The organism is Vicinamibacterales bacterium, from assembly GCA_036496585.1.
GTDB lineage: Bacteria > Acidobacteriota > Vicinamibacteria > Vicinamibacterales > 2-12-FULL-66-21 > JAICSD01.
On record DASXLB010000039.1, the window covers coordinates 1 to 13,358 of the forward strand.

The window sequence follows — 13,358 nt, forward strand, 5'->3', positions numbered from 1 at the left end:
GCCTCCGCCTCCTGAGGACGATTGGTCGCGCGCAGCAGCACGCCGAGATTGCTGTGAGCCGCGACGTGCGACGGGTTGAGCGCAATGGCCCGCTGATAGGCGGCGATCGCCTCGTCGAACCGCGACGCCCGCTGCAGCACGATCGCGAGGTTGTTGTGCCAGTCGGCGCGGCTGCCGTCGAGTGCCAGGCTCTGCGCGATCAAATCGACGGCCTCGCCGCTGCGGCCCTGCTGGTGCGCCAGCACGCCGGCATAGTGCATCGCCCGGACATCGCTCGGCGCGACGGTGCGAATCTCGCGAAACATGATCGCGGCCGCGTCGAAGTCCCCTTGCCGCTGCAACTGGATCGCCAGATCAATCGCCTCCTCGACGGTCAGCTCGCGCGTTGGCTCCTCGGGCTGGTCGCCGAGGGGTTCGCCGAGCACGTCCTGCATGCGGTTGCCCATCGCCGACTCATTCGAACCGGTACTCGAAATCGCCGTTCGCGACCTTGAGCTGGATCCCCTTCAGCGACTGGCCTTCCAGCGTCCGCTTCAAGTACTCCTGGCTGATCTCCGGGAGCACCGTATTGGTGAGGATGGCGTCGATCATGCGGCCGCCGCTCTCGACCTCGGTGCAGCGGCTGACGATCAGCTTGATCGCGTCTTCGTCGTAGGTGAACGGAATCTTGTGGTGATCCGTCACCCGCCTGGCGATCCGCCCGAGCTGCAGCCGGACGATGTTCGCGAGCATCGCGTCGCTGAGCGGATAGTAGGGAATGACCACCAGCCGTCCGAGCAGCGCCGCGGGGAATTTCTTGAGCAGCGGCTCGCGCAGCGCCTTGGCGATGCCCTCGGGATTCGGCATCAGCTCGGGGTCCTTGCACATGCTGGCGATGAGCTCGGTGCCGACGTTCGAGGTCAGCAGGATCACCGTGTTCTTGAAGTCGATGTAGCGCCCCTCCGCGTCCTCCATCCAGCCCTTGTCGAAGACCTGGAAGAACAGCTCGTGCACGTCGGAATGCGCTTTCTCGATCTCGTCGAGCAGCACGACGCTGTAGGGGCGGCGGCGCACCGCCTCGGTCAGGATGCCGCCTTCGCCGTAGCCGACGTATCCGGGCGGCGAGCCCTTGAGCGTCGAAACGGTGTGCTTCTCCTGGAACTCGCTCATGTTGATGGTGATGACGTTCTGCTCGCCGCCGTAGAGCGCTTCGGCCAGCGTCAGCGCCGTCTCGGTCTTGCCGACACCCGACGGTCCGCAGAGCATGAACACGCCGATCGGCTTGTTGGGGTTGTCGAGTTTGGCGCGCGAGGTCTGGATGCGCCGCGCGATGATGTCGAGCGCATGCCGCTGGCCGATGACGCGCTGGTTCAGCGTCTCGGCGAGGTGCAGCAGCGAGCCGACCTCGTTCTTGACCATGCGGCCGACGGGAACGCCGGTCCAGTCCTGGACGACCGACGCCACCGCCTGTTCGTCGACGCTCGGCAGGATCAGCGGCGACTCTCCCTGCAGCGTCGTGAGCTGCGACTGGAGATCACGCAGCTCGGCGAGCAGCGTGGCGCGCTGCTCCGGCGCCAACGCCGGCGCGAGGCCTGCCGATGCCGGCGCCGCGTCTGCGGCAGCCGGTGCGGCAGCGCCCGGCGTCACCGGTGGTGCCGGTGCCGCCGCGGCTGTCGCGCCCGCCTTCGCGGCCTCTTTCGCCGCCGCCGCGCTGCCGTCGGCGGCGGCGCGCAGGGTGGCGCGAATCTCGAGGACCCGATCGGCGAGCTTGCGCTCCGCTTCCCAGCGCGCTTCCAGCTCGACGCGCCTGGCGTTCGCCGCCGTCAGCTTGTCCTCGCACGCCTTGCGGCGCGCCTCGACCTCGACACCGACCGACTCCTCGCGGTTGATGATCCCGCGCTCGATCTCGAGCCCTTCGATCGTGCGCCGGCAGTCTTCGAGCTGCGCCGGCACCGCGTGCTGGCTGATCGCGACGCGCGCGCAGACCGTGTCGAGCAGGCTCACCGCCTTGTCGGGCAGCTGGCGCGCCGGAATGTAGCGGTGCGACAGCCGCACAGCCGCCTCGAGGGCTTCGTCCAGCAACTGCACCCGGTGATGCTTTTCGAGCGTCGACGCCACGCCGCGCACCATGAGCGTCGCCTTCTCCTCGCTCGGCTCCGACACCTGGACGACCTGGAAGCGGCGGGTGAGCGCCGGGTCCTTCTCGATGTACTTCTTGTATTCCGCCCAGGTCGTCGCCGCGATCGTGCGCAAGGTGCCGCGCGCCAGCGCCGGCTTCAGCAGATTCGCCGCGTCGCCCGTGCCGGCCGATCCGCCGGCGCCGATCAGGGTGTGGGCCTCGTCGACGAACAGGATGATCGGGACGGGCGAGGCCTGTACTTCGTCGATCACCTGGCGCAGGCGGTTCTCGAACTCGCCCTTCATGCTGGCACCGGCCTGCAGCAACCCGATGTCGAGCGTGTAGAGCTGCACGTTCTTCAATGGCGGCGGGACGTCGCCGGCGGCGATCCGCGCGGCGAAGCCCTCGACCACCGCGGTCTTGCCGACGCCGGCCTCGCCGGTCAGGATCGGGTTGTTCTGGCGGCGCCGCATCAGGATGTCGACGATCTGACGGATCTCCTCGTCGCGCCCGCTCACCGGATCGAGCTGCCCCTTCTTCGCCCGTTCGGTGAGGTTGGTGGCGTAGCGCTTGAGCGCTTCCTGCTTGCCGAGCTGTGCCGGCGCCATCGCGCCGCTGGCTTCGCCGGGCGCCGCCGTCGACGAGGCGTCGGTCGCCCCCAGCGCGTCCTCCGGCGAGCCGCCGACGATCTTGGCGAAGCCGTCGGTCAGCGCGTCCGACTTGATCGCGTCGAAGTGCTTCGAGATCGCGAGCAGCGCGTTGCGCAGCGACGGCGTCTTGATCATCCCGACCATCAGATGGCCGGTCCGGATCCTCGACTCGCCGAACATCAGCGACGCGTAGACCCAGCCGCGCTCGACGGTGTTCTCGATGTGGGTCGAGAGATCCGAGATCGCCGTCGCGCCGCGCGGCAGGCGATCGAGCGCCTCGGTCAGATCCTTGGCGAGCCGCGACGAATCCACCTCGAAGTGGCGGATGATGCGGTGCAAGTCGGAATCCTGTGCGTTCAGGATCTGCTGGATCCAGTGCACCAGCTCCACGTAGGGGTTGCCGCGCAGCTTGCAGACGACGGTCGCCCCCTCGATGGCCTTGTAGGCGAGGCTGTTCAACTTGCCAAATGACGCAGATCGATTGATTTCACTCATGCAGCGGCTCGATTGTCACCAACACACCATTCACCATCGAGGATCAGATCGGCGGCATCTTCGCGGCCGCGCCGTCTGCCCAACCACGTCGTCCAGCCCAGCTGCCCGGCGCGGCCCAATTGCAGGACCGGTACTTCGCCGGGCTTCAGATGGAGCCGCACGTCCCAATCCAGTTCGAAACTGAGGTAGAAACGCACCCAGTCGACCAATTCGCGCAGGCGCTTGCCGCCGCGCGCCACATGGCCGCCGCGAATCGTCGACGGCAGAAAGGATTCGTACTCCGCGAGGGTCAACGGCCCGAGATGAATCCTGAACTTGCCCTGGCGATCCCAGACGCGGGGGCCGAGCACGGCGCCGTCGCCGAGCGACGATCCGGGACGACCGAGCCGGGTGCGGGTCGGCGCCTCCAGTACGAGCCAGTGCGCCACGAACTCCTCGATGCGGGCCTCGACCCCGAAGAACTCGGCGACGATCTGCGCCAGCCCCTCGGCGTTGCGGACCTGTCGAATGAGCGTGCCGGTGTGAAACAGGCGCGCCAGGTCGGACACGCTGTCGCGATCGCGCAGCGCGTCGGGGGCGATGCCGACGAACGAGCCGACGTAGACGCGGAACCGATCGCGGCCGGGGCGATCGCGGTTGACGTGCGGCTGCGCCTGGGCCCAGGCCCGATAGAAGAAAGCGATGAACCGGTGGTGGAACAGGTCGAGGAAGTTGCACAGCGCCCGGTCGCCGGCGTGGCGCAGCCGCTCGCGCGCGTACTCCGTGATGTGGAGCGGAAGCGGGCCGTTCGGCCCGAGCAGGCCGAAGAGCCGGACCTGCAGCCGCGGCGGCGCGCCGTCGCGGCCGAACTCGAGCGCGGCGATCGGCGCGGGCGGAAACGTCAGCTCCGGCGGCTGGCCGAACCGGATCGCTTCGTCGATCGGACGCAGCGCCGTCCCCCACAGCGGCTTGTCGGCGTACAGACACTCGAGCCGCCGCAGCGCCTGGTAGAAGTCGTAGCGGTACGGCTCCTTCGACAGGGCGTCCAGAAAGCTCAGAGTGTCGGCCTGGTTCCCCAGTTTGGCATCCATCGATTGATCTCGCCCCGGCTCTGCGAGCGGAGCACCGTTTCCGTCACGGCGTTGATCGATACGTAGCGCGCGAAGTAGCGGTCGAGCACTGCGCCGAGGAGAAAGGCGCTGCTCCCCTCGAACGCCATTTCGTCCACTTCCACGCTGACCTGCACGCCGCGTCCGAAGGCGATCGGCCCGCGGCCCGGCAGCCGCCGCACCACGCGGTTGGCGTTCACCGAGAGGATGCCTTCGATCTGGCGACGCGCCGAGACGTCGGTCGTGGTCGCGTACAGCTCGAGCAGATCGCGAAGCGCCTTGGCTCCCTGCTGTCCGGTCGCCCCGACGAGGGACAGATAGTTGAGCGACAGGTGGCTGATCGCACGCCAGGCGATCGCGCCGTCCGCCACCGGTGAGAATGGCCGGCTCGGACCGCTGATCACGCGCACCGAGGTGACCGGCGCGGCGATGTTCAGCGAAAAATCGGTCTGGCCGAGGCCGAGCGGCATCTGGAGCGCCAGGTCGCGATTCGTGCAAAGGGCGCGGATCGACAGCTGCCGGAGATCGGCGCTGAACGGCGCCTGCTTGGAATCGACCAGCGACAGGAACACCTCGCTGCCGACGTAGCCCGAGCGCGTGCGGCGCCGCTGGTCGGGCGGAATCACCCGCAGCTGCCGCCGCGTCGTGAAGTACGCCGATTCGTCTCGGACATCGCGGCTCGACGACTCGTAGAACGGCAGGAACTGCTGTTCGCTGTCGTCTCCCGTACCGTGGCCGATCACCTCGGTGATCTGATAGATCTCGAAATCGAGCGGCCGCGTGCGGTCGGCCACGACGTGGAACTCGTAGGTGGAATCGCTGACGTGGACGCGATCGATGCGTGACTTCTCGAACAGGTTGACGGCCGGCGTACAGAACAGCCGCAGGTTCGACGCGTCCATCACGCTCTCGAGCGTCGGATCGCCGCGGCCGAGCAACACGACGATTTCCACCTCGCCGCCGCCGGCCCGCCGCAGGCTCGCGTCAAGTCCGGTCAGCTCGACGAAGCGGAAACGCTGCGGCAGCGCGAAGTATTCCTGCAGCAGCCGATAACCCTGGAACGACCGCAGCCCGAGCGGCAGCAGCGCCTCGTCGTCGGCGAACCCGACCGGACGAATGGTCGAGGGCGGCAGCAGCGTGAAATCCTGCGGCCGGCCCCCGACCGGCCGGACCAGCACGCCGAGGCCGCTCGACAGCAGGAGCTCCAGCAGCTTGTAGGCCACGTCGTCGCGGCCGCCCAGATAGAAGCCGAGGCGCTGGATCGACGTCTGCTCGAACTTGAGGCCTGCCGTCGTCTTGAGCCGGATACGGACACCGCCCCGAATCGGCTGCGACAGCGACAGCGCGTTGAGGGGCAGATCCGGGGCGTAGGAGAAATAGGTCGCCGAGGCGACTTCGACCGGCAGCAGCGGCACGTCGTGCGCGGTTCGGAACTCGCACGCCGTGGCGTCGTCGGGCCCCTGGATCGAGAACAAGGTGGTGCCGCGCGGCACGACACGGTTGCCGTCGGCGAGCGTCGGCTCGTTCTTGTCCGGCTGCAGCTGGGCGACGAGCATCGACGGCGTCGGCGCCAGATAGTGCGGGTAGATGATCTCGAGCAGCGCCTGGGTGAAGCGCGGAAACTCCGCGTCGAGCTTCAGTTGCACGCGTGCCGCGAGGAACGCCGCTCCCTCGAGCAGCCGTTCGACGTACGGGTCGTCGACGATATCGACCCCGCGGATGCCGAGTCGCGCCGCGATCTTCGGCGACTGCGCCGCGAACTCGGCGCCCATCTCGCGCAAATGCTGGAGCTCGAATTCGTAGAGCTGGAGCAGGCGCGGGTTCATGGCGAGGCCCGCGTCTCGGCTACGTCGGCGATCTCCACCTTGCCCGTCTCGAGGTCGATCTCCGTGCGCACCAGCAGATCGATGGGGATCGGCTGCGCCCACAGCTGCCCCGAGATCTCGATGCCGATGACGTTGTGATTCTCGAACTCGCCGACCTCGATCGCCTTGACGCGCAGCGATGACGCCAGCAGGCGCGGTTCGTAGTCGAGGATGGCCTGGCGGATGCCGCGCTCGAGGTCCGAGACTTCGATCGAGGTAGCGGTCTCGCCCGACAGCGCCGGCAGCCCGTAGTTGATGACCGATCGCCGCGCCAGCGGAAACACGGCCGCGTCCATGTTGGCGTCGAGCCGCGTCGAGTTGAGCAGCCAGGCGAGATCGCGGAGGACGGCCTGTCGCAGCTGGCGCTTGCTGATGACGCGCTGCGCCCGGGGCTCGAGCTTCTGTTCGGGTTCTTCGTCCGTCAACCGATCCAGCAGCGCGGGCTGCAGCTGGTCTTCCGGACTACGCGGGTCAGGCATGGTCGGCGGTGGCCGCGGCGTCGGCGGCTGCGCCGTCGTGCCGCAGCGAGATCGCGCGGATCTCAAGCATCGGCACTTCGCCGGCGTCTGTCGCGAACACTCGCTGGCCGACTCCGGCGTATGCATCGTCGGCAAACGGCTCCCAGATCGTCTTGCGCGCCAGGGCGACCGCGCCGTCGGCGGACGACTCCGATCCGGGGTAGCGGGTCGGAATCAGCGCGAGCGATTCGCCGCCGTTTGCGAAGTCGACGTGGGCCGGCATCCAGATCAGATCGCGTAGGTCTTCCGGCTTCTCGAACGCGATCATCTTGATGCGCGAAAACGGCACCCAGTAATAGCGTCCGTTGACGATCGCCTCGACGACCGGCCCCAGTCGCGAATCCGCGTCGGCAATCCACTCGAACGGCGTGCCGTCGATGTCGCCGCTCGAGCCGGGCGCCTGCTCGAACGCGCGGCCCCGCAGATCCTCGGCCTGCGCGGTCTCGCCGCGGCCGGCGCGAAGCCGCGATTCGATGAGCAGCGCGAGCCATTCGTCGGGCTCGCCGAGAATCATCGGCGACTTGCGTCCCGCGAAGACCTCCTGGCGGACCGCCTCGCACCGCACCGCCTCGCCGTACATCTGCGCCATCGGCAGGGCGAGCGGGTCCATCTCCGACGACACTTTCAGCTGATTGAGCGCGCGCTCCCAGTCGCCGAGCACGCACAGGAGCTGGAACAGAAACACCCGCAGCTTGGCGTCGGACGGCCGCGCGCGGACGTCCTCCTGCAGCCGCGCCAGCGCGGCGTGAGGGTCGCCGTCCTTCAGAGCCCGCTCGGCAGCGCCAGACAATGTCATGATCTAGCTCGTCTCGCTCCACTGGTCTTCGAACGAGGTCGCCCCGAGCGGCAGGCCGTCGCCACCCTGAGGCGTGTACTCCACGGCGATCTTGTTGAACGAGAAGCTCACCCGCTCGATCAGCGTCGAGCTTCCCGAGGCATCTCCCGCGTCGACGTCCAGCGACATCACGCGGCCGTCATTGATCGTGATCTTCAGGTACTCGATCTTCGAGCCGCCGGTCTTCCTGAGCGTCAGGATGCCCTCCTTGATCGGCTCGTTGCCGCGCAGCGCAGACATCAGGGCGGTGGAGGCCTTGTCGACTTTCTTGACGATGCGCAGCTCGCGCATCGTCGCCTTGCCGGTGGCAGGCCCGCCGCCAAGCGAAGACTTGCCCTGCATGCCCCAGGACCAGCTGAGCACTTCGATTTCGTTCTTGTGCTTCTGATCCTGGGACTCGCCCTGAATATCGCCGTGCTTGGCCCCTTTGACCTTGAAGAACATGTCACCGGTGCCGAGCTGCTCCTTCGTGGGTGCCACGCGAGTACTCCTGCTGGCTTACGCTTCCTTCTGGGCCTTCAGGTCGTACTTGAAGTGGATCCCGGCATCGAGCGAGCCATCCGCCTTCTGCGGCTTGTACTCGACCGCCACCTTGGCGAACGCCAGCGTCACGGTCTCCGTCGCGCCGCCGTCGCCGCTGTGGCCGGGCAGCACGCTGGTGACGATGAGGTCGTTCATCTTGATGACTAGGAACTCCTGCTGTCCCTTGCCCGACTTGCGGTGGGTGACCGTGCCCTCCTTGAGGTGCACGCCGGTCGCGCAGGACTGCATCAGGATCGGCGACGCCTTGTCGACCTTGTGCACGAACGACAGATCGTGGAAGGACGCCTTGCCCTCGCCGCCGCCGCTGCCGAACGCCATCGATCCCCGGTTGTCGACACCCCAGGAGAACGACACGACTTCGATCTCGTCCTTGTGCTTGTCGTCGAGCGATTCGCCCTTGATGTCGCCGAGCTTTGCGAAGATGTCCGATGCCATGGTTTCAACGCTCCTTCACGTGAATAACGGTCTCCCGGGTGGATCCGAACAGCGCCTGTCCCTTGCTCGAGTCGTCGGGCTCTAACCGGCCTTCGCCGACGGGAGCTTGGAGACGAGGCGCAGCGAAACGGTGAGTCCTTCCAGCTGATAGTGCGGGCGCAGGAAGAACTTCGCCGCATAGTAGCCGGGATTGCCTTCGATCTCGGTGACCTGCACTTCGGCGGCGGCCAGCGGCTTCTGTGCCTTGGTCGTCTCCGACGAGTGCGCCGGATCGCCGTCGACGTAGTTCATGATCCACTTCTGCAGCCACACCTGCATGTCGTCGCGTTCCTTGAACGACCCGATCTTGTCGCGCACGATGCACTTGAGGTAGTGCGCGAAGCGGCAGCATGCAAACAGATACGGCAGCCGCGCCGCGAGGTTCGCATTCGCGGTGGCGTCGGGATCGGTGTACTCCGCCGGCTTCTGCACCGACTGCGCGCCGATGAACGCCGCGAAATCGGAGTTCTTGCGGTGCAGCAGCGGCATGAAGCCGTTCTTGGCGAGCTCGGCCTCGCGACGATCGCTGATCGCGATCTCGGTCGGGCACTTCATGTCGACCCCGCCGTCGTCGGTCGGGAAGGTGTGGACCGGGAGCCCCTCGACCGCGCCGCCCGATTCCACGCCGCGGATCCGCGAGCACCAGCCGTACATCTTGAACGAACGGTTGATGTTCGTCGCCATCGCGTAGGCGGCGTTCGACCAGGTGTAGCGGCTGTGATCGGCGGCGCCGGTGTCCTCCTCGAACGCGAAGTCCTCGACCGGGTTGGTCTTGGCGCCGTAGGGCAGGCGCGACAGGAAGCGCGGCATCGCCAGCCCCAGGTAGCGCGCATCCTCCGACTCGCGCAGCGAGCGCCACGCCGCATACTCCGGCGTCGTGAAGATCTTGGTCAGGTCGCGCGGGTTGGCCAGTTCCTGCCACGTCGCCATCTGCATGATGGTCGGCGAGGCGCCGGCGATGAACGGCGCATGCGCCGCCGCCGCCACCTGCGACATCTCGCCGAGCAGCTCGATGTCGGGCGCCGTCTGATCGAAGAAGTAGTCGCCGACGAGACAGCCGAACGGCTCGCCGCCGAACTGCCCGTACTCCGCTTCGTAGACCTTCTTGAACAGCGGACTCTGGTCCCACGCCGTGCCCTTGTAGCGCTTCAGCGTCTTGCCCAGATCCAGCTTGCTGATGTTCATCACGCGGATCTTCAGCATCTCGTCGGTCTCGGTGTTGTTGACGAGATAGTGAAGCCCGCGCCACGCGCCTTCCAGCTTCTGGAACTCCTCCTGGTGCATGATCAGATTGATCTGCTCGGTCAGCTTCTTGTCGAGCTGCGCGATGATCGCCTCGATCGACTTGACGACGTCGGTGCTGACAAGCTTCGTCTGCGACAGGGCCTGCTCGGCGAGCGTCCGCACCGCCCGTTCGACGGCATCCTTCGCCTCGTCGGTCTTCGGCTTGAATTCCTTCTTCAACAGCGAGTCGAAATCGCTCGCTTCGACGGCCCCGATGGCCGATGTCTGCTCCTGCTGCGCTTTGGGGTCTGCCATGGCTGTTCTCCGTTACAGGTCCCGTCAGGACCCGGAGGATTCCCCCGGATTCTTCGACGCGGCAAGCGTTTGCAGCAGGGCGGGATCCTGCAGAAGCTTGGCGACCAGATCCTCCGCCCCGGTCTTGCCGTCCATATAGGTGATCAGGTTGGCCAGCTGCTTGCGGGCTTCGAGCAGCTTGCTCAGCGCGTCGACTTTGCTGGCGACCGCCGCCGGCGAAAAGTCGTCCATGCTCTCGAACGTCAGCTCGACGCTCAGGTTCCCCTCACCGGTCAGCGTGTTCGGGACCTGGAACGCCGCACGCGGCTTCATCGCCTTCATGCGGCTGTCGAAGTTATCGACGTCGATGTCGAGGAACTTGCGATCGGCGACCGGGGCCAGCGGCTCGGCGGGCTTGCCGCTCAGATCCGCGAGCACCCCCATCACGAACGGCAGCTGGACCTTTTTTTCGGCGCCGTACAGCTCTACGTCGTACTCGATCTGGACGCGGGGCGCCCGGTTGCGTGCAATGAATTTCTGACTGCTCGCCTTCGCCACGGAATACCTCCCTCAGGGATAGCGCGTTACTCACTCATTCTTCAGGCCGCCGGCGGCCCTCGCCACCGTCAACGCGTCGGGCGCGATGTCGGCCAGTACTTCCAGAAAATCCTTCGCCACCAGACGCTTGGCGCGCTCGACAAACAGCGGGATCGGGCTCGACGGCTCGCTGCGCCGGAAGTAGTCCGCCACCGCGTCCAGAGCCCGAATCGCGTCCGCGCGCGAGTTGATCACCCCGGCGACGAACCCTCCCGGCCCCTCGCCAGCCTGTCCTTCGCCTGGTGCTCCGCCGACGAACTCGACCCGCGTCGCGAGCTCCTCCTTATATATCCGGGAGAGCTTGGCGAATTGTGTCAGGAGCGGCCCGAAATCGGGGGCCACCTCAGGCCCGCCTTCGCTCCGCATCTTGGCATCGATGGCGTTCATCGCCGCCATCCCGTCGGTGACCCCCTGATCCGCGGTGGTCAGCTCGTCGAGCGGGATCTCCTTGAAGGCCATGCGGATAGCGGCTTCGTCCGCCTTGGCCTCGAGTGGGCCCGCCTGCGCCATGCCCCGTGCCACCTCGATGTCGCGCAGGCTGTAGCGGCCGTGCTGACGGCTGGTGACGAGCGGCAGCCGCCACACCCGGTCGACCATCGCCATCGGGTCGGCGAAGCAATTGAGCGCGTTGCGCCGGGCAACCGCGTCTTCGTCGAGCGCCGGGTACACGGTGGGCCAATACGTCTCGAGCCACTTCGAGGCCGTCGTCAGAGTCTCGGCAAAGGACGTCAGCCCATCGGTCCTGAGCGACGCCATCGCCAGATAGGCCAGCAGTCGTAAATCCTTGCTTTTTCCGAGCGCCTCGAGCGCATCCGAGCGGACGCGTCCCCATTCGAGGGGGGCGCGGGTCTTGGCGGCTTCCTTGTCGCTTTCCTCGGCGTCGGGCGCGGCTTCGGGCGAACGGGACTGGCCGAACAGACGGAGCGCGTCGAAGGCGACGAGCGCCCCTGTGTCGTCAGGGTTCTGTCCGCAGGGTTGCTCGCCGCCAAGCGGCGCGAGCAGCGCCTGAGCGTCCCAGCCAGCACTCATCGAAAAGGAAGCCTCTCTTCCCGGGGGTTGAGGTTCCGCATTCTATCCGAAAACGGCGACGGCATCGCGACCGGGTCGAACTGGTGCTTCCGGAACAGTCCCCGATGGGACGTCAAGCGCGGGAGAGCGTTCCCTTTCGCGCCACCGTACATTCCGCGACGCCCCTCCGCTAGTGCTGCACTTCCGCAATCAGGACGGTGACGTTGTCCGGGGCCCCGGCGTCGAGCGTCGCCTGGATCAGGCCGTCCACCGCGGCACGAATATCCGGGGTCGCCATCAAGGTGCCAATCTGCTCCACCGTCAGGACGCGCGTCAGGCCGTCCGAACAAAGCAGGAAGCGATCGTCCGCCAGCACCGAGTCGCGATGGACGTCGAGCACCAGATCGGTGTCCATGCCGACGGCGCGCGTGATCACGCTCGACTGCAGCGGGTTCGATCCCTCCAGCTCCGCGAGGCTGTGATCGCGCGTCAGCTGCTCGAGCGTGCCGCCACGCCAGCGATACACGCGGCTGTCGCCGGCCCACAGCACCGCCGATTTCGGACCGCGGACGAGCAGGACGACGACGGTGCTGCCGGCGCGCTCGGTGAGCGCAGCGTGCATCGACGACCGCACCAGATGATCGTTCACGTCCTGGACGCGCTTCATCGCGTTGTCGACGGCTTCCTCGAACGTTCCGTCGAGCGGAAATTCGGCGAGCGCGTCGCACACCATCCGGCTCGCCACCTCGCCGTGGCTGTGGCCCCCCATGCCGTCGGCGACGGCCCAGATACCTGCCTCGGGGCGCTCGACGAACCCGTCCTCGTTGTTGGTGCGGGCCCGCCCGACGTCGGTGGCGGCCGCCGAGTGCAGGTAGAGGGCGCCGGCCGGCTCGATCGCGGCCGTGTTCGACAGCGTGATCTCGCCCGACACCCGCGTCGGCAGCGACTGCCACTGGTGCGCCGGCCACGCCCCCTCGAGAAACGCCGGATACAACGTCGGCGGGGGCAGACCCTTGACGATCAGGCAGCTCGGCTCGACCACCGCCGACCCCTCGCTCCACCAGAGCACCAGCGGCCGGTACTTCGATTCGAGATGCAGCGAGAGGAGCTGCTCGAACGCGCTCCGGACGTCGGAGGACGTGCCGAGCGGGAGATGCCAGGCGCGCGGACTGTCGGTCAGAATCGCCGTCGCCTCCGCCTCGAGCGCCAGCGACGGCGGCAGCGCCAGCGCTCCGAGCTCCTGCTCGAGCGCCGCCACCCGGCGATCGAAGCGGTCGAAGTCGACGCGCTCGGTCGCGAGCGTCTCGATGACCAGATGCTCGGCGGTCTCGAAGAACCGGTCGGAGTTCGAGGCGGCGCTGACGAGCGGGGTCTCCGCCGGCAGCTCGGCGACGAGGGTCAGCGGGAAATACCGTCCGACCTGATCGACGCTCGGCGCCACGACCCCGAGCACGGGGAGCGGTCCGCACGCACCTGCCGCGCAGGCAAACCGCCAGGCCGGACTGGTGAGATACACGTCGAGCCAGCGGCCGCCGAGCGCCGTCTGGCTCGACGCGAGACACTCGCGCAGCCAGCCGTCCCACGCGTCCACGAACGCGTCCGAGACGCGCCGCCGCAGGAAGTCACCGTGGCTGGGCAGCTTGCCGTAGAACCCTACCTGCATGGGTCG

The 13,358-nt window shown here is 67.3% G+C and carries 12 protein-coding genes; all 12 read right to left on the minus strand.

What is annotated here, in order from left to right; genetic code table 11:
• Nucleotides 1-446 (minus strand): tetratricopeptide repeat protein (locus tag VGI12_12330; protein ID HEY2433453.1); only part of this gene is annotated, 446 nt, incomplete at its 3' end.
• A gap of 7 nt (nt 447-453) precedes the next feature.
• Nucleotides 454-3,243 (minus strand): type VI secretion system ATPase TssH, encoded by a 2,790-nt coding sequence (gene tssH, locus VGI12_12335; GenBank protein ID HEY2433454.1) that lies wholly within the window; start codon nt 3,241-3,243, stop codon nt 454-456.
• Nucleotides 3,240-4,313, minus strand: a complete 1,074-nt coding sequence (tssG, locus tag VGI12_12340; protein HEY2433455.1) for a type VI secretion system baseplate subunit TssG — start codon at nt 4,311-4,313, stop codon at nt 3,240-3,242. The genes tssH and tssG overlap by 4 nt, the downstream gene beginning before the upstream one ends.
• Entirely contained in the window at nt 4,277-6,157 is a 1,881-nt protein-coding gene (gene tssF, locus VGI12_12345) for a type VI secretion system baseplate subunit TssF (GenBank protein HEY2433456.1), read from the minus strand. The genes tssG and tssF overlap by 37 nt, the downstream gene beginning before the upstream one ends.
• Nucleotides 6,154-6,675, minus strand: coding sequence for a type VI secretion system baseplate subunit TssE (tssE, locus tag VGI12_12350; GenBank protein HEY2433457.1), 522 nt, complete (start codon nt 6,673-6,675; stop codon nt 6,154-6,156). The genes tssF and tssE overlap by 4 nt, the downstream gene beginning before the upstream one ends.
• Complete coding sequence (locus VGI12_12355; GenBank protein HEY2433458.1) at nt 6,668-7,510, minus strand: type VI secretion system accessory protein TagJ; 843 nt, start codon at nt 7,508-7,510, stop codon at nt 6,668-6,670. Before VGI12_12355 ends, tssE begins: the two co-directional genes overlap by 8 nt.
• Nucleotides 7,511-7,513: 3 nt before the next feature.
• Entirely contained in the window at nt 7,514-8,029 is a 516-nt protein-coding gene (locus tag VGI12_12360) for a type VI secretion system tube protein Hcp (protein ID HEY2433459.1), read from the minus strand.
• Nucleotides 8,030-8,047: 18 nt separating this feature from the next.
• Entirely contained in the window at nt 8,048-8,527 is a 480-nt protein-coding gene (locus VGI12_12365) for a type VI secretion system tube protein Hcp (GenBank protein ID HEY2433460.1), read from the minus strand.
• 81 nt (nt 8,528-8,608) lie between these two features.
• Nucleotides 8,609-10,105, minus strand: coding sequence for a type VI secretion system contractile sheath large subunit (gene tssC, locus VGI12_12370; protein ID HEY2433461.1), 1,497 nt, complete (start codon nt 10,103-10,105; stop codon nt 8,609-8,611).
• Between the two features lie 24 nt (nt 10,106-10,129).
• The gene (gene tssB, locus VGI12_12375; GenBank protein HEY2433462.1) at nt 10,130-10,642 is read right to left on the minus strand and encodes a type VI secretion system contractile sheath small subunit; all 513 of its coding nucleotides are present in this window, start codon (nt 10,640-10,642) and stop codon (nt 10,130-10,132) included.
• Between the two features lie 30 nt (nt 10,643-10,672).
• Nucleotides 10,673-11,710, minus strand: a complete 1,038-nt coding sequence (gene tssA, locus VGI12_12380; protein ID HEY2433463.1) for a type VI secretion system protein TssA — start codon at nt 11,708-11,710, stop codon at nt 10,673-10,675.
• Between the two features lie 169 nt (nt 11,711-11,879).
• Complete coding sequence (tagF, locus tag VGI12_12385) at nt 11,880-13,352, minus strand: type VI secretion system-associated protein TagF (GenBank protein HEY2433464.1); 1,473 nt, start codon at nt 13,350-13,352, stop codon at nt 11,880-11,882.
• Between the last annotated feature and the right edge of the window lie 6 nt (nt 13,353-13,358).